The sequence below is a fragment of the Aeromonas sp. HMWF016 genome (assembly GCF_963878195.1).
In the GTDB taxonomy this organism is placed as follows: Bacteria; Pseudomonadota; Gammaproteobacteria; order Enterobacterales; family Aeromonadaceae; genus Aeromonas; species Aeromonas lacus.
In genome coordinates this window covers 6,045-22,696 of the sequence record NZ_CAWNWX010000045.1, presented here as the reverse complement: position 1 = coordinate 22,696, position 16,652 = coordinate 6,045, and the positions used below count along the sequence as shown (strand labels likewise).

12 protein-coding genes are annotated in these 16,652 nt (G+C 61.6%); 3 read left to right on the top strand and 9 right to left on the bottom strand.

All coding sequences use genetic code 11. The features are described 5' to 3' along the window. From AACS24_RS06620 to AACS24_RS06600, 5 genes are all read right to left on the bottom strand, one after another. On the bottom strand, nucleotides 1-1,468 hold a 1,468-nt coding region (locus AACS24_RS06620), incomplete at its 3' end, for a condensation domain-containing protein (RefSeq protein WP_258223120.1). Between the two features lie 125 nt (nucleotides 1,469-1,593). Further along, nucleotides 1,594-2,361 carry a 2,3-dihydro-2,3-dihydroxybenzoate dehydrogenase gene (gene dhbA, locus AACS24_RS06615; protein ID WP_108572771.1) on the bottom strand — a complete coding sequence of 256 codons (768 nt, stop codon included), beginning with the start codon at nucleotides 2,359-2,361 and terminating at the stop codon, nucleotides 1,594-1,596. Then, a complete protein-coding gene (locus AACS24_RS06610; RefSeq protein WP_108572770.1) occupies nucleotides 2,358-3,320 on the bottom strand; it encodes an isochorismatase family protein in 963 nt (320 codons plus the stop codon). The genes dhbA and AACS24_RS06610 overlap by 4 nt, the downstream gene beginning before the upstream one ends. Continuing rightward, nucleotides 3,317-4,963 (bottom strand): (2,3-dihydroxybenzoyl)adenylate synthase, encoded by a 1,647-nt coding sequence (locus AACS24_RS06605; RefSeq protein WP_108572767.1) that lies wholly within the window; start codon nucleotides 4,961-4,963, stop codon nucleotides 3,317-3,319. Before AACS24_RS06605 ends, AACS24_RS06610 begins: the two co-directional genes overlap by 4 nt. Continuing rightward, nucleotides 4,960-6,108, bottom strand: coding sequence for an isochorismate synthase (locus AACS24_RS06600; protein WP_108572765.1), 1,149 nt, complete (start codon nucleotides 6,106-6,108; stop codon nucleotides 4,960-4,962). Before AACS24_RS06600 ends, AACS24_RS06605 begins: the two co-directional genes overlap by 4 nt. Nucleotides 6,109-6,374: 266 nt before the next feature. Here AACS24_RS06600 and AACS24_RS06595 point away from each other — a divergent pair, with 266 nt between their 5' ends. Continuing rightward, nucleotides 6,375-8,327: a TonB-dependent receptor domain-containing protein gene (locus AACS24_RS06595; protein WP_108572763.1), complete on the top strand. Its 1,953-nt coding sequence runs from the start codon at nucleotides 6,375-6,377 to the stop codon at nucleotides 8,325-8,327. Between the two features lie 119 nt (nucleotides 8,328-8,446). Further along, nucleotides 8,447-9,511 (top strand): 3-deoxy-7-phosphoheptulonate synthase, encoded by a 1,065-nt coding sequence (locus AACS24_RS06590; RefSeq protein ID WP_108572761.1) that lies wholly within the window; start codon nucleotides 8,447-8,449, stop codon nucleotides 9,509-9,511. Nucleotides 9,512-9,583: 72 nt separating this feature from the next. Here the strand turns inward: AACS24_RS06590 and AACS24_RS06585 are convergent, their stop codons facing one another. From AACS24_RS06585 to AACS24_RS06575, 3 genes are all read right to left on the bottom strand, one after another. Further along, nucleotides 9,584-10,582 (bottom strand): LacI family DNA-binding transcriptional regulator, encoded by a 999-nt coding sequence (locus AACS24_RS06585; RefSeq protein WP_108572759.1) that lies wholly within the window; start codon nucleotides 10,580-10,582, stop codon nucleotides 9,584-9,586. 176 nt (nucleotides 10,583-10,758) lie between these two features. After that, nucleotides 10,759-12,660: a transglycosylase SLT domain-containing protein gene (locus tag AACS24_RS06580; protein ID WP_108572757.1), complete on the bottom strand. Its 1,902-nt coding sequence runs from the start codon at nucleotides 12,658-12,660 to the stop codon at nucleotides 10,759-10,761. A gap of 101 nt (nucleotides 12,661-12,761) precedes the next feature. Beyond that, a complete protein-coding gene (locus AACS24_RS06575) occupies nucleotides 12,762-15,251 on the bottom strand; it encodes a putative bifunctional diguanylate cyclase/phosphodiesterase (protein WP_108572755.1) in 2,490 nt (829 codons plus the stop codon). A gap of 370 nt (nucleotides 15,252-15,621) precedes the next feature. On the opposite strand from AACS24_RS06575, the gene hpf reads away from it, so the two are divergent. Beyond that, on the top strand, nucleotides 15,622-15,960 hold the full coding sequence (gene hpf, locus AACS24_RS06570) for a ribosome hibernation-promoting factor, HPF/YfiA family (RefSeq protein ID WP_033113440.1): 339 nt from the start codon (nucleotides 15,622-15,624) through the stop codon (nucleotides 15,958-15,960). A gap of 89 nt (nucleotides 15,961-16,049) precedes the next feature. Here the strand turns inward: hpf and AACS24_RS06565 are convergent, their stop codons facing one another. Further along, nucleotides 16,050-16,559, bottom strand: a complete 510-nt coding sequence (locus tag AACS24_RS06565) for a VC2046/SO_2500 family protein (RefSeq protein WP_108572773.1) — start codon at nucleotides 16,557-16,559, stop codon at nucleotides 16,050-16,052. Between the last annotated feature and the right edge of the window lie 93 nt (nucleotides 16,560-16,652).

The following is a 16,652-nucleotide window of genomic DNA, read 5'->3' as shown; positions in this document are numbered from 1 at the left end:
CGGCGCCACACTCCAGCGCGATGGCGCTCTGATCTGCCGCCGCCAGCCCCTCGGCCAGCAGTGTGCTCAGGGTGGTGGTCGGCAGCGGATGGTCGGTTTGGTTCCAGCGCGCCAGCTCTGCCTGCTCGCAAGGCAGCAGCAGCGGCAAGCGCACCGCCAGGGCCTCGTCATCCGCCTCACTCCAGGCCGCCAGATAGGCTACCAGCCGGGCCAGATGACGTTCGCTCTCCTGTTGGCTGAAGCGCCCCTGATGTGCTTCGAGGGTCAGGGTCATCGCGCCTGCCTCCTCGGCAAAATAGAAGGCGCACTCCTCCACCAGCCCCGCCGCCAGCACCTGCACCTCGCCACGAACTTCGTTGTGCCCTTCACCAACGCTGAGGGTACGGGCAAAGGGCATTAGATTGACCTGAGGGCCAAACAACGGCTGGCCAGGCTGACGCTGTTGCAACCACTCCTGACGACAACCCTGATGGCGGCGCAGGGCGGCAAATTGCCGTTCGACCTGTGCCAGCAACTCCCCTACCCGGCTGGTGCCGCTCAGCTCGATGCGCAGGGGCACCACATTGACCTTCATGCAGGGGGTATCGGCCGCCACTGAGCCCAGCCGCCCCATCAGCGGAATCCCCAGCACCACCTCGCCAGTGCCGCTCATCCGCTGCACATAGCTGGCCACCGCCGCCAGCAGCAGGCTGTAGGGGTGACAGGCCGAGCGACTCGCCCGCGCCACCAGTGCCTGCCACTGGCGGCCAGCAAGCCGCTGTTCAAGACGATATGTGGGGCCCGGCCCTTGCGCCGGACGTCGGGAGAGTGACGCAGGGCTCTCCACCCCGGCCAGCTGCTGCACGAAGAAATCGCGATCCCGCGCGGCGCGCGGCGAATCCTGATAGGCCGCCTCCTCGGCCAACAATTCCTTCTGGGTCGCATAGTGGCAGGGTGCTGGCTGCTCGCCGGCGCAGAGCGCCTCATACCAATTTGCCACCCTCTGGCAGAGCAGGCTCAGGCCAAAGCCATCGATGGCGATATGGTGCACGGCGATAAACCAGGCCCACCGCCCCTCGCCAAGGCGATAGAGCGTCGTGGTAAACAGCGGCCCCCCGGCCAGATTGAAGGGGGCGGCCAGCTGCGCACGCATCTCGGCCTGCGCGGCTGCGAGTGGGTCGGCTTCGCTGCGCAGATCCCGCTCGGCCAGCTGCCAGCAGGCGGGATTGGCCACCATCTGCGGGCCATCGGCAGTGGCCACAAAGGCGCAGTGCAGACCGGGGATCTCGTCGATGGTCTGGCGTACCGCGCGGGTGAAGTGATGGGGAGCCAGCGCCCCCTCCAGCAGCCAATACTCGCCGGTGTTGCAGGTGGGGCTCTGCGGGTATTTTTGCTGGGCAAACCAGATGCCAGCCTGAGCGGTGGTTAGCGGCCAGCGCGGGTGTTCACCACGCTGGTGGGTGGCGCGCATCGCCATTGTCTGTTCCATGGGAATGTCCTTGCGCAAACATCGAGCGGGCAGCGGCTTGCCCCTGCCCGCATGGCTGAAAAGCGAGGAGGCAAGGCCTCCTCCATGAAGAAGGTGTCACGCCTGCCAGATCGGCAGCGCGCGGGCTAGACCCCCAGGGTGGCACCGCCATCGACCACCAGATCCTGCAAGGTGATATGGCTGGCGGCATCGGAGGCGAGAAACAGCACGCAGGCAGCCACCTCGTCGGGTGTTCCCAATTTGCCAAGGGGGATCCCCAGCTTGAACTGCTCGGGCAGGCCAGCGATGGTGCGCAGCTCCCCTTCGCGCTGCTCCGCCTCCCCCTCCTGCCACATGCCGCAGAGCATCGGGGTACGGGTCGAGCCCGGCGACACCAGATTGCAGCGCACCCCATAGGGGGCGAGCTCCAAGCCTGCCGTTTGGGTCAGGCTGGTCAACGCCGCCTTGGAGGCGCCATAGATGCCCATCCCCACTCGCGGCACCCGACCGGCATTGGAGGAGACATTGACGATGGCCCCCCTGCGCCGCCCCTTAAACCAGGGGGTCAGGGCCCGCATCAGGTAGAAGGGGGCGAAGGTGTTGATAGCGAAGGTGCGCAGTAAAAGGGCGTCATCCACCTCATCGAGCCTGCCGGTCGCCAGCACGCCAGCGACATTGACCAGCACATCGGGCCCCAGCCCCTCGTCCAGCAATTGTTCGCAACAGCGGGTCACGGCCTCGCTGTCACTCACGTCGATCACCACCCCCTTCACGTTGCCGGGCAGCGCCTCGGCCAGTTGCAGATCGAACACAACCACGCTGGCTCCCGCCTCGGCAAAGGTTCGTGCCACCGCATGGCCAATCCCCTGCGCTGCGCCGGTTACCCAGACGGTTCTGCCTTGCCACTCGCTCATGGGGTGCACTCCGGCTCGCTGACGTGATCTTCGTTGACCTGATAAGCCGTGGCCTGACTGACATTGAGCTGGCTGACATTGGGCTGACTGACATTAAGCTGACGGGAGAGAAGCCCCCACCAGTGAGCCAGGGTAGGCGTGCGGGCCAGCTCGGCCAGCTCCACCACCAGCCCCTGCTGGCGCCACTCCTCCACCAACCCCATCACAGCCAGCGAGTCGAGACCGTAGTCGAGCAGGTTGTCATCCTCGGTGGGCTGTTCCTGCTGCATATCGGCGGGCAGCCGCGCCAGCACCTGAGCACGCAGTGACTCCCGAGTCAGGGGACGTTTGCTGGCCGCCATCACCTCGGCCACGGTAATCACCCGACCGGCATTGCGGCTGACATAGGAGAGCGCCAGCAGATGATCCTCGCGGGAGAAGTCGGCGATGGCATCTGCCACCAGGAAGGGGCGGATATCGCGCATAAAGGCATCGACCGCCGTCTGCATCACCCCGATATGGCCGTAGATGCCGCAGATCACCAGCTGATCCCGCCCCCATTCGGCCATCAGCTCTGCCAGCGGTGAGCGGCAAAAAGCGCTGTAGCGCCACTTGGTCAGCACCGTATCCTGCGGCTCTGGCGCCAGCGCAGGAACGATGGGTTGACGCTCCGGCGCTCGGGTCAGCCCGGGCCCCCACATGTCGTTGAGCAGGGCGCGATCGGCCTGACTCTGTTCGGCTGGCTGGGCGGTATAGACCACCGGCATACCGAGGGCACGCGCCTGACGGATCAGGGTGGCGATATGGTCGATGACCTGATTGATCAGCGGATTGCCCGGCCCGTAGAAATCGACGAAATAGTGCTGCATATCATGGACCAGCAAGACGGCGCGGCCCGGTTCGAAGGGCCAGTTCACCCGCCCGGTGGGCAGCTCCTCAGCGGTGGGCAGCGGATAGGCGGCGAGGGATTGAATGGTCATGCACACTCCTTGGCGAGCTGCTCGCGCAGCGTCTGTTTGTCTATCTTGCCGACCGGGGTGTGGGGCAGTTGCTCCACCAGCACCACGCGATCGGGCAGTTTGTAATCGGCCACCCCCTGCTCGCGCAGGAAACGGCGCAAGCGGGGCAGATTGAGGGGCTCGCGGCACATCAAAAAGGCGCAGCTGCGCTCCCCGAGCATGGTATCCGGCATGGCGACCAGTGCCGCCTGCCGCACCTCCGGATGAGTAATCAGCAGCTCTTCAATCTCGATGGCGTCGATCTTCTCCCCGCCCCGGTTGATCTGATCCTTGTTGCGTCCCACCACCATCAGATGGCCGCCGGGCAAGCGGCAGACCAGATCGCCGGTGCAGTAGAAACCGTCCCGGTCGAAAGCCCGCTGCTTGTGGGCATCAGCCTTGAAGTAGCCGCGAAAGGTGTAGGGGCCACGCGTCCAGAGTTCGCCACACTCACCATCAGGCAAGGGGCGTCCGTCGCTGCCTCGCACCTCCACCTCGTCGCCCGGGCTCATCGGGCGGCCCTGGGTATTGACGATGAGCCAGTGGTCATCCTCGATGCGGGTGTAGTTGACCAGCCCCTCGGCCATGCCGAACACCTGCTGCAAGCGGCAGCCAAGGCGGCTCGCCACCGCCTCGGCGTGAGCCGGGCTGAGGCGCGCACCGCCCACCTGCACACACTCCAGAGAGGTCTGCGGATAGTAGCTGGCCGCCTCCAGCCAGAGCGCCAGCGCCGGTGGCACAAGTGCCGCCCAGTTGACCTGATGACGCTGCACCAGCGGCAGACAGGTTGCCGCAGAGGGATCTTTTGCCAGCACCACGCAGCCACCGGCATAAAACACCCCGAGTGCGCCGGGGGAACTCAGGGGAAAGTTGTGGGGTGCCGGCAGGGCGCAGAGATAGATCACCCGCTCATCCCAACCGCACACCGCCACACTCTGGCGCACGCTGTAGCCATAGTCATCGTGGGTACGGGGGATCAGTTTGGGGGTGCCGGTACTGCCGCCGGAGAGCTGGAAAAAGGCGACCTGATCGGCTGGAGTCGGTGTAGGCGCAGCAGCCACCTGCACAGAACCATCTGCACGGGTCATGGATTGAGGCTGACGCCATGCAAATCCAGACTGAAGATCGCCCCCTTCAGCCTGTTCGAAAAGCAGTGTCTGACAGGAAGGCGCCACCAGCTCGTCAAGGGCCGCGAGGCTCCCCGCTTCACCGGAAAAGCCGGGATGAGAGGGACTGAGTACCAGCAAGGCGGGCTCAATCTGGCGAGCAAAGGCCACCAGCTCGCGCCGCTGATGGCTATAGAGGGCGTGCACAGCCACCACACCGCAGCGGATCAGGGCAAACCAGCAGATATAAAACTCGGCGCAGTTGGGCAACTGCACCAGCGCGGTATCACCGTGGCCCAGCCCGCGCGCCGCCAGCCGCGCCGCCAGCGCATCGACCTCACGTTTTAACTGGCCATAACTGAGAGTGCGTTCACCGCAGATCAGGGCCGTGCGCTCGGGATAACGTTCGGCGGAGTCATCGAGCAGGGCGGTGAGCGGTTGCCCGCACCACCAACCTTGTGCCCGGTAGTGGGCCGCCAGCTCTGCAGGCCAGGGGGTAAAGGGCACCAGCGGCTTCATGTTGTCACCTCCGGCTCCCGGCTTTCGAGACCAAACGCCCGCAGCATGGTGCCGAGCTTGGCGGCGGTCTCTTGCCACTCCGCTTCCGGCGAGGAGCCCACCACCACCCCGGCGCCGGCATAGAGCCGCAGCTGCCTGCCAGCCAGTACGCCACAGCGGATGGTGACCACCCACTCGCCATTGCCGTCGGCATCCATCCAGCCGACGGCGCCACAGTAGAAGCGGCGATCGTACCCCTCAAGCCGGGCGATGGCATGACGAGCAGCCGAGAGCGGCGTGCCGCACACCGCTGGCGTCGGGTGCAGTGCCAGCGCCAGTGCCAGCACGGGAGAAGGCTCATGGAGCCGCCCGGCGATACGGGTCGAGAGGTGCCACATGGTAGGGGTCGCGATCACCTGCGGCTCAATGGGGACGTCCAGCTCGCGGCAGAAGGGAGCGAGGGCCGCAGCGACCGCATCGGCCACCAGCGCATGTTCATAGCGATCCTTCTGGGCACCCAGCAGTTCGGCACTGGCTGCCTGTTGATCGGAAAAAGCGTGGCGCGGACGGGAGCCCGCCAACGGATTGCTCACCACCGCCATCTCGCTGCGCGATACCAGCAGCTCGGGGCTGGCGCCAAGCAGGGTCTCTCCCTCCGGCAGCGGGATCTGGAACACATAGGCGCCCGGATTCTGGGCCAGCAGAGAACCAAATGCGTGTGCGGGGGAGGTCTGCTCAGCGCTCTGCACATCGATGGCGCGCGACAGCACCACCTTCTCGAGCTGGCCCTCGCTGAACTGCTGCAGCGCCGCCCGCACCGCCCCCTGATAGTGGGCAGAGCCGGTCACTTCGCTCACCTCGCCACGGAGCTGACAACAGCTGGCGGGCAACAGCGCATCCCGTTTGACCCACTGCGATTGCGTCGGGATCACCAGATGCCAGGGGGATTGGGTATCAAACGGAATGGCGCCGATGACGATGGGATTGTCCATCCCCTGCTGGCGCAACTGACGTAGATGGGCGATCAGCTTCTCCGGTGGGATGCCGGTAAAACTGTCGTGGATACCGGAAGCGACCAATACCCTGTCACCGCTGGCAAAACAGCACACTTTATCCAGCCCGGCCGTTGCGGCGGGCCACTCTTCTTCCAGTGCATGGTCACACATGACGGTGCTACTCCTTGGAATGAATCACTGCCTGAAACGACAAAATGTGAGTCATTTGACTCACAATGTCGCAGGGTGAGCGGCATCCTAACAAGGAGTGAAAAAACGATCAACACAAATGAGAATCAATTTCATTAACTTCTTTTTAGTCAAAAGAGAGGGACGAACGAAACCGAACATCGCCGATAAAAAAGAGTTGCGATCGGAGCAAATTCAATTTGATAATGATAACGCTTATCATTTGAATGTTATGGAAGATGTAAATAATGAAATCCTCAACCTCCCGTTTTATTGCCCCCAGCCTGCTGGCCACCACCATAGTCACCCTGCTGACCCAGCAAGCGATCGCCGCCAGCAACGTCCCACAAGCCGACGAGGTGATCACCGTCACCACCACGGCGCACAATACCCGCTCGGCCCCCGCCTCCATCTCGGTTATCAGTGCCGAACAGATCAAGGCCGCACCGGTCAATGACCTTGCCGACCTGCTGCGCCACGAGGTGGGTATCCAGGCCGAGACCGACACCAATGGCCGCAGCGATATCGGTATTCGCGGCATGTCGGGCAAATACACGCTGGTGCTGGTGGATGGCAAACGCCTCTCCTCCTCCAATGCCCTGTGGCGCGGTGGCAACTTCGACAACACCCCGGTGCCCCTTGGCATGATCGAGCGGGTCGAGGTGATCCGTGGCCCCATGTCGGCACTTTACGGCTCCGATGCCATCGGCGGTGTCATCAACATCATCACCAAGCAGCCGGGCAAAACCTGGCAAGGGGCGGCGGATGCCGACTTCAAGGCCATTGAAGGCAAGGATGGCGGCGATCAGCACAGAACCAACCTGGGCTTTACCGGCCCGCTGACCGACAACCTGCTGATCCGGATGAATGGTGAAGTGTATGACCGTCAGGCCTGGACTCCGCCGGAAGCGGCCGATGGCATCCCGCTCATCGAAGCCAAACAGACCCGCAACTTTGCCTCTACTCTGAGCTGGCTGGTGGATGAGCAGCAACGCTTCGAGTTTGACTATCTCTACAACCAGGATGAGCGGCCCCTCGATATCTTCCGCAAGACCGGCAACAAGGTGCACAGCCGCCAGCAGCAGAACGATCGCAACCTGTTTGGTCTGACTCACAAGGGAAACTGGAGCTGGGGTGACACCACCCTCATGGCCAACTATGAAAGCTCCCAGATCGACGATTTCAATACCAGCTACTCAGCCCCGCAGCAGCGCGAACTGGAGGAGAACACCTTCACCCTGAAGGGCTACACCAATCTGGCGCTGGCCAACCACTACCTGACGCTGGGTGGCGAATATCTGGATCGGGAGCTGGTGGATGCGGTGAGCTACAAGGATATCGGCGGCAAGGAGAGTCACTCCCAGGAGGCACTGTTTGCTCAGGACGAGATCGGCCTGACCGACAGCCTGACCCTGACTCTGGGCGGCCGTTATGATCACCACGAGATCTACGGCAGCCACTTCACCCCGCGCGGCTATCTGGTGTACGAACTGAACGATGTGGTGACCGTGAAAGGCGGTGTCAGCCAGGCCTTCAAGGCGCCGGCACCGCACCAGTACTCCAATGGCTACAGCATCGAGAGCTGCGGCGGCAGTTGCCGCATCTATGGCAGCGACAAGGTCAAGCCGGAAACCAGCACCAACTACGAGCTGGGTGTTATCGCAGGGCAAGGGATCTGGGAGACCAATGCCACCCTGTTCTACTCCGATATCGACGACATGCTCACCTTCAAACAGCTGCCGAACTCCACTGACCGCACCTGGTACAACCTGGAGAAGGCCACCACCAAAGGGCTGGAGCTGACCGGCAGGCTCGATCTGACCGACGACATCAATCTGGGTGCCAACTACACCTACCTGAAAGCAGAAGGCGATCAGGGTCAGGCACTGCCCGAGCGACCGGAGCACAAGGCCAACGCCAAGCTGACCTGGCAGGCTACCGAGCGGGTCAACGCCTTCGTTGGCACCACCTACACCGGCACCCAGTATGCGGAGCAGACCGTCAACAAGGTTGTCGTACTGCACAAGCTGCCCAGCTATCAGACTTTCGATCTCGGCACCGGCTTCAAGGTCACCAGCAACTTTGATCTGCGGGTCGGTATCACCAACCTGACCGATGTGCGCCTGCAGGAAAAAGACCCCACCTTCCAGAACGTGGAGCCGGGTCGCAGCTACTACATCAGTGGCTCGGCCCGCTTCTAAAGCTCATCAAGCCAACAGCGCGGGCCTCTTGCCCGCGCTGCATTGCCCGACACAATAAGGGGAAGATCCCCACTGGACAGCAATGAGCATGCAGGTTTCCATTTCCATAAGGATCACTCATGTTCACCTCACTACTGAACGCATCACCCCTTGCCCCCCTGCCCACACCGGATGAGTTGCTGCAAGATCACCCCGTCCCTCACCGACTTGCCCGCCAGATAGCTCGCAGCCGCCAGCAAGCCCGCCATATTCTGCATGGAGAGGACGACCGCTTGCTGCTGGTGATCGGTCCCTGCTCCATCCACGATCCGGCCGCCGCCCGTGACTATGGTGGCCGGCTGGCCGAACTGCAGGGCCAATACGGGGCTCAGCTGCAACTGGTGATGCGCACCTATTTCGAGAAGCCGCGCACGACGCTCGGTTGGAAGGGATTTATCTTCGACCCGGGTCTGGACGGCAGCGATCGGCTGGCGGAGGGATTGCGCCAGGCGCGCGAACTGCTGCTGGCACTCGGGCAAGAGGGGCTCGCCTGTGCCACCGAATTTCTCGATCTCACCAGCATGCTCTATCTGGGGGATCTCATCAGCTGGGGCGCCATCGGTGCCCGCACCACCGAATCCCAATTGCACCGCCAGCTGGCCTCGGCCCTCCCCTGCCCCATCGGTTTTAAAAACGGCACCGATGGCAACGTCCGGATCGCGGTCGAGGCCATCCTTGCCAGCCGGGCCGCTCACCTCTATCCGCAGCCTTCCGGTGACGGTCGGCTGGCACTGGTGCGCAGTCATGGCAACCCCGATGGTCACCTGATCCTGCGCGGTGGCCGCCAGCCCAACTATCAGAGCAATCATGTGGCAGAGGCGGGCGAGCTGCTGCGCCAACTCCATCTCTCCCCTCGCCTGATGGTCGATTGCAGCCACGGCAACAGCCAGAAACAGCACGCCCGCCAACTGCCCGTTGCACGGGAGCTGGCTGCCCAGCTGGGCAGCGGCTGCCACACCATCGCCGCCGTCATGGTGGAGAGTTTTCTCAAGGAGGGACGCCAGGATATAGCCAGCCAGCCGCTGCGCTACGGCCAGTCGGTCACCGATGGCTGCATCGGTTGGGAGCAGACGCGGATAGTGCTCGATACCCTTGCCGAAGGGGTGGAAGTGCGCCGCCAGCAGCGGATTGCCCTGGCGGGATAAAACCGGAACTCATGTGACGGATAAAGATATGGCCCCGACGGGGCCATATTGCTCTGAACCTCTCGCCGCAGATCAAGCGACCGATTCACGCTCCACCAGCTGGGCTTCGAATTTGAGCGGCAACCCGTCTACCGGCTTGTGATCAAGCAGGCGCAAGGCCAGCTCGGCGGCACGGCTGCCCATCTCCTCAATGGGGTAGCGCACCGTGGTGAGCTTGGGATAGATGTAGCGGGCATAGGGGATATCGTCGAAGCCCACCACCGACACCTGTTGCGGGATCTTGTAACCACGCTCCAGCAGGCAGGAGATAGCCCCGGCCACCATGCCATCGTTGAAACCGAGCACGGCAGTGAACTCGACACCGCGCGCCAGCAGCTCGCTCATCGCCACATAACCACCGTTCTCGTCGGCAAAGCCGCGGCTGATCAGGGCCGGATCAAGGGAGATACCAGCCCGCCCCAGCGTCTGGGTATAGCCCGCCATCCGTTGCTGACCATCGACGAACTCCTCGTCGTCGGAGGTAATAAAGGCAATCTTGCGATGACCGGCATCGAGCAGATGCTGGCAAGCCGTGGTGATCCCCGCCTTGTTGTCGAGCCAGACGCAGCGATCTTCGGCACCCGGCACCTGACGGTTGATAAAGACGATGGGAGTGGTGCCCGCCGCCAGCTCGCTCAGCTCGTCGTCGGGCAGCGCCTTGCTGTGCAGGATCAGCGCATCGCACTGACGCTGCAGCAGGGCCTGAATGGCATGGCGTTCGCGGGTAATGTCATGGTTGCCCGACATCACAATGGTGAACTTGTTTGCCCGATCGACCATGGTTTCAATGCCCCGCATCATCTGGGCGAAGAAGGGGCCACCGCAGAGGTCGCCGACCAGCACGCCGATGCAGTTGGAACGCTTGCTGACCAGAGCCTGGGCAAAACTGTTGGGCCGAAAATTCAGTTCCTTCATGGCCGCCAATACTGCCTCGCGCTTTTCCGGGGCGACCTGCGCCGTGTTGTTGATCACGCGCGATACGGTGGAAATAGACACATTTGCCAGCTGAGAAACGTCTTTTATCGTTGCCACTATCCATTCCTTTATTGTGAGGGGAACCTGCTGGTGCCGACGGCCGAGTATATCCCGCTCCCTGGAACATTTCCCGGAGCCCGATCACCACTCATGTTTCCTTTTGTAACAGAGCGTTGCTGATGATACCCGCTGCCTGCGGGATTTGAAAACGGGGCCGACTGGCGGCCCCGTGCTCAATAGGCGTGGTTGAGCTCCCGATCCGACATGAAGCGCAGCGGCTGCTGCAGCTTGTGCTGATAGATAAGGTCAAACGACAACACGTTCTGCACGTAGTTGCGCGTCTCTTTGTAGGGGATGCTCTCGACCCAGACATCCATCGGCTTGTTTTCACTCTGATCGCGCCAGCGCTTCACCCGACCGGGCCCGGCGTTGTAGGCCGCTGCCGCCAGGATCCGGTTGCCATCGTAGAGATCGAGCAAGCGCTTGAGGTAGGCACTGCCGAGCCGGACATTCATCGCCGGATCAAACAGCTGCTGTTCGCTGCGATAGGGCACACCGAGCTTGCCGGCAGTCTCTTTGGCGGTCGAGGGCATCAGCTGCATCAGGCCGCGCGCCCCCACCGGTGACTGGGCCATCGGATAAAGAGCACTCTCCTGACGGGAGATGGCGTAGAGCAGGCTCATGTTGACCGCCCGCTCCCGCGCCACCTGACTGAACGTCTGCCTGTAAGGTTTGGGGAAGCGCAGCTCCAGTGCATCCCACGCCTCGGCGCGGATGCTGGAGAGGATAGCCAGCTCATGCCACCCCTGATTGAGGGCGATATGACCAAACTCGATGCGTTGAGCCACCGGGTTGCGATCCATGTTGTGGATCCACTCGGCCCGTGCTGCAGTGATTTCGTTCATCGACAGCAGCTCGCGCACCCGCAGCAGGAAGGGCCAACGCTGGCTGGCGGTGCGCCAGTCCGGTACATGCTTCACCCCCTGATTGACCATGCGGTAGGGCACGCCGGTACGCTGGGCCGCCATGAACCCGTAGAAACCGCGCAGGTTGGCGGTCTCCAGATAGAGATCCTGAGCCGGTTTCTTCTGTCCCTGCACCTCAAGGGAGCGCGCCATCCAGTAACGCCAACGATCCTCTTTCTGGCGCGCCATCGGCATCTTTTTCACCCAGCCGGAGAGGCCGCGCCAATCCTGCTCCCAAATCGCGAGACGGGCCCGCAGCTCGGTGATATCGGGGTCGGCCAGCCGCACTACCGTATTGTCGAGCCAGCTGCGCTGGGCCAGTGAGCGATCCAGCAGCAAGCGCCGGGCAATGGCACGCTCAACCGGCTTGACCTCGGCCTGGGTCAAGCCAAAGCGGCTGCGAAAGAGCGCCAGCTGGCGCAGTACCGCCTCGGGTTCCTGATTGGCATAACGGGCCAAACCGAGTGAGAGCAGCTTCCTTGAGTAGGGATTGCTGCTGAAATAAGCGGGATTCATCGCCTTGGCAGGCTGTTCAAACAGGGTCACCATCTGATCGCCATAGCTTTGCAGGCTACCCGACAGGTTGGCCCCCAGATGGCGGATCAGGTTGGGGTTCTCCGCCTCAAAGGCGAGAGTCATCCGCTGCCAGATCTTCTCCTGAGTACGCTGACCGGATGCCTGCCAAAGCTTGAAGAGCGGCGAGCAGGCGTCGGGGCGGGATTGACCGCTCATCCAGAGTTTGCCAGCCCCCTGCAACGCTTCACCCTGTTTGCCGGTGTTGTAGAGCGCCTGATAGTGCATGCAGAGCAGATCGGTGGAGCTCGGCTTGGCCGGATAGAAGCGCAGGAATTGCGACCACTGCTCGCTCTGGGCCAGATAGGTGAGGTAACTGCGTTCCAGCCGGTTCGACTGGGGGGTGTCGCCATGCTCGCGGATAAAGCGGGTCACATCGTTGTAGTCGGCCGCCCCGGGCCGAAAGGCGAGCTGGTAATAATCGAGGTAGGGCAACAGGGGATAATGAGCCAAACGGGCTCGAATTTGCTGGAAACGGGCCTGATCATCGGCCTTTACCGCATCGTAGGCCTGACGGTACAGCGACTGCTCCGCTGTTTGTGCCATCAGACCCGGCGCAAACAGCGCCGACAAAACAATTCCCCATACAGCTTTCACTGAACATCTCCATTGCGAGGCAAGAACACCGCCCGCGGGCGGTGGGTCTACTGCCTCCCATTCTACCCGTTGCCAGCCAAGGCGACAGCGGGGAGAGGAGACTATTTTTCTACGCCGCTCAGCTGGATTTCGCGCGGGTACTCTTGTCTCGCGAGGCGCTGTACATATTTCTCCAGATAGGGCACCGGCAACGGCTTGGAGGCAAGATAGCCCTGATAGAAGCTGCACCCCTGCGCCTTGAGAAACTCCAGCTGCTGGCGTGACTCCACCCCTTCGGCGGTGACGTTGAACCCCATGTGGCGTGCCATGGCGATCACCGCCTCGACGATGGCCATGTTGTCGCCATCCTTCGGGATGTCCTGGATGAAGGAGCGGTCGATCTTGAGCTCGTCGGCGGGCAGCCGCTTGAGATAGCTCAGGGAGGAGTAGCCGGCGCCGAAATCGTCGATGGCAAAGCTGATGCCAAGAGATTTGAGATCCGTCATCTTGCTGATGGTGTCCTCGGCATGGCCCAGCACCACGGATTCGGTGATCTCCAGATTGAGGCAGGCCGGATCCATGCCGGTTTGCGCCAGCACATCGTGGATCCGCTCGACAAAGTCGGTGGCATGGAACTGCTTGGCACTGACGTTGACCGAGATCTGTGGGATATGGATACCATTCTCCTCCCACAGCACATACTGGGCACAGGCTTCATGGAGCACCCAGTTGCCGATATCGACAATAAGGTCGCTCTCCTCGGCGATGGGGATAAACTCGGCCGGCGAAACCAGCGCGCGCCCCGCCGGCTGCCAGCGGATCAGTGCCTCGACACCGATGATATCGCCGCCATCCACCAGATGTTGGGGCTGATAGTAGAGCGTCAGCTCCTGCTGGTTGAGGGCGTTGCGCAGCTCGTTGTGGATGTGCAGCCGGCGATCCGCCTGCTGCTGCATGGAAGCGTCAAAGAAGCGACGAGTCTTGCGACCGGCCGACTTGGCCTGATACATGGCGGTATCCGCCTGCTTGAGCAGATCATCCACTCCCTGCTCCCGATCCGGAAACAGGGTGATGCCGACGCTGGCACCGATGTGCAGCACCTGCCCCGCATAGGTGTAAGGTGCGGCAATCTCGGTGATGAGCCGCTCGGCAATGATGTCGGCCTGCATCTCCGCCTGGGGCGGGCTGGCCGACAGCGACGGCAGCAGCAGAACGAATTCATCCCCGCCGAGGCGAGCCAGACAATCCCCCTGACGCACCAGCCGCTTGAGTCGGGTCGCCACCTCTTTGAGCAGCCAGTCGCCGGTGGCGTGGCCAAGGGAGTCGTTGATGGTCTTGAAGTGATCGAGATCGATGAAGAGCAGCGCGCCGATCAGGCAGCTGTGGGTCGCCTCATTGAAGGTCTGAACCAGGGTTTCATGAAGCTGGCGGCGGTTGGGCAGACCAGTCAGCTCGTCGTAATAGGCGAGATCCTGGATCCGCCGTTCGGCGGCCTTGCGCTCGGAGATATCCTCGAAGCAGATGACGAAGTGGCTTATGCCCCCCTTCTCATCCTGTACCGGCGTCACGATTTCCCATTGGGGATAGGTATGACCATCGGCGTGCAGACGCTGGGTCTCACCCTGCCAGCGGCTCAGGGGATTGAGCTCGTAACCAAGCCCCCCCAGATTTGGCCAGAGATCCTGTTCCAGCTGCAGGCCGAGCACAGCCTGGCTATCAAATCCGGTGATCTGGCTAAAGGCGTTGTTGACCCGCAGGATCTTGAAGTCCGGGTCGGTGATGATGATCCCCTCATGGGTTTCGAAAGCTACCGCAGAGAGGCGCATCTGGGCATCTGATTGCAGCCGTTCCAGCTCGGCAACCATCCGCACCGTAAAGGTGTTGAGCACCGAGTTGAGGTTCGCCATATCTGCCGGTGCCGAACTGAGCAGCGCCAGATGGCCCAGCAGTTGCCCCCGGCCATCAAATAGCGGCTGACCGTAATAGGTCTGACCGGCGGCCAGCCACGGCTGGTACTCCTCCTGCTCGGAGATCACCTCCAGGCAGACCGCGCCCTGTCGATAGAGCTGCTGGCAGGGTGTTCCCGCCAGCGGGTAATCCTTGAGCGCCAGCCCGTCGGCGGCCAGCACCCGCACCCGATCCGCCGAGCTCAGCTCACCGACCCAGACCGCATCGACCTGCAGAATGTGGGAAAGCTGTTTGACCAGGGTGTTGAAGAAGTCGAGCCCGGTGCGGGCAGAGAGCGCCTGCGCCAGCTGGGTGAGCAGGCTGGTCTGCAGCAAAGGCAAAGAGAGCTTGAGAGACGTCGCGGCAAGCGGGATCAGCCAGCCACAGCAGACCTCCTGGTTGGGCACAAACTGGCCACTCCAGAGCACATGGTTGAGGGCTCCCTCTTTATCTCTGAGGTGACCGATAAACTGTTCCGGCAGGTGTGATTCATGAAGGCGGATGAGGAAGTCGGCAAAGCCCGCTTCATCTTCCGGCAGCAGCTGGTCGGCCCATGGATGGACTCCCTTTCCTTGCCACTGCTGGCAGGTGCCCTGATCAGAGAGACTCCACTGATCATGCTGCCGATCAAAAAACCACATGACCTGCGTGGCTTGATGCTTCATTTATGACTCCAACACAACAACCGACCACGTTTGATGTCCAGCAACAGGCAGCAGCAACCGCTCCGGATCCGCTCATGAGGTCGAAGACAGGAGGGGCAAAGTGCAAACATGCGATATCAAGCAGTGGGAACCGGATATGAGGTCGACACAGGGTGCTGCCAAGAGGGGACAGAAACGATCCTATTCCCGTCATACTGCCTGCCAGTTTCGAGGAGCTCAAGCGATTTTTGGCACGAAACCGGAAAAGATCACAATTTATAAGTTGCTGAATAATGATGGCTTCATTTTGTGATCTGCATCACATTTTAAGTATCACCAATCAGTAATCTGAAGGTGAAGACACAAGCAAGACGACCCGAAGGGGGCCTATATGAAAATCGAAATTACCAGCAAAATCATCGACATCACCCCGGCTATTCGCGAGCGTATCGAATCCCGTTTTGAAAAGCTCGAACGTCTTCAGGTGCCTCTCATCACACCCCATGTGATTGTCTCCAAAGAGCGTCTGATGTTCATTGTCGAAGCCAGTGCTGGCATCCCCAACGGCAAACTGTTTGCCCAGGCAGAGCATGAGGATCTCTACGCCGCCATCAACGAATTGGGACAAAAACTGGAGCGTCAACTCAATCGCCATACCGAAAAACCCATTGCCCGTCGTGCCAATGCTGCATTGAAGGAGCAGGTTGAAACGGACGAAGCTGACGCATAAGCCATCGCGGATCACAAAGAGCATAAAGGCGGGTTATCCCGCCTTTTTGTTTGCCTGATTTTCAGCTGTCTGAACAAAAGCACCAGCCCCTAGCTGAGCCAGTGAAGACGAGTATCAACCCCCTGCTGCAACCGGTCAAGCACCGGCAACAGCACCAGCGGATCCTCCTCCCGCGGCACACTGGCTACCTTGTGTTGCAGCTTCTCGCGTCCCAGCAGTGTCAGATTGTCAAACACCGCCTCATCGATCAGCGGCTGTCTGGCTACCAGTGGCGGCGTTTGCAGTGCCAGCCAGAGCCGCACATCCACCATGCTCCCCCCCTGCTGCAACCGCTCATTGATGGCACTACAGTCACTCCCCGCTCCCTCGGCCATCAGCACCTGAGCCTCTCGCAGCTCAAAGTGCGCTCGCCAGTCCCGCTGGTCAGGGCTTGCCGCCGGCTTGGCATCGAACCAGGGCTGCTCTTCCACCGCATCGGTCAGTAGCGCCAGCTGCAATCGAAAATCAGCCCGATCGCCATGCTGAAGATCCTGGTTGAGGCGCTGCCCCAACTGGCCTTCATCGACGAGCAGCTGATTACGGATTGAACTGGGTAGCATGGGATAACTCTTGAAAATGGTGATTTCATCTCTTATCGGCCACATATCCGATTCTTTTAATGGAAAAATCCGCTTCAGGGGTTCACAAAAGCG

Bases quoted from the DNA above. Each gene is read 5' to 3' on its own strand.
- dhbA (WP_108572771.1), bottom strand. From the start codon at position 2,361: ATGAGCGAGTGGCAAGGCAGAACCGTCTGGGTAACCGGCGCAGCGCAG.
- AACS24_RS06590 (WP_108572761.1), top strand. From the start codon at position 8,447: ATGTTCACCTCACTACTGAACGCATCACCCCTTGCCCCCCTGCCCACA.
- AACS24_RS06595 (WP_108572763.1), top strand. From the start codon at position 6,375: ATGAAATCCTCAACCTCCCGTTTTATTGCCCCCAGCCTGCTGGCCACC.
- AACS24_RS06575 (WP_108572755.1), bottom strand. From the start codon at position 15,251: ATGAAGCATCAAGCCACGCAGGTCATGTGGTTTTTTGATCGGCAGCAT.
- AACS24_RS06565 (WP_108572773.1), bottom strand. From the start codon at position 16,559: ATGCTACCCAGTTCAATCCGTAATCAGCTGCTCGTCGATGAAGGCCAG.
- AACS24_RS06600 (WP_108572765.1), bottom strand. From the start codon at position 6,108: ATGTGTGACCATGCACTGGAAGAAGAGTGGCCCGCCGCAACGGCCGGG.
- AACS24_RS06610 (WP_108572770.1), bottom strand. From the start codon at position 3,320: ATGACCATTCAATCCCTCGCCGCCTATCCGCTGCCCACCGCTGAGGAG.
- hpf (WP_033113440.1), top strand. From the start codon at position 15,622: ATGAAAATCGAAATTACCAGCAAAATCATCGACATCACCCCGGCTATT.
- AACS24_RS06605 (WP_108572767.1), bottom strand. From the start codon at position 4,963: ATGAAGCCGCTGGTGCCCTTTACCCCCTGGCCTGCAGAGCTGGCGGCC.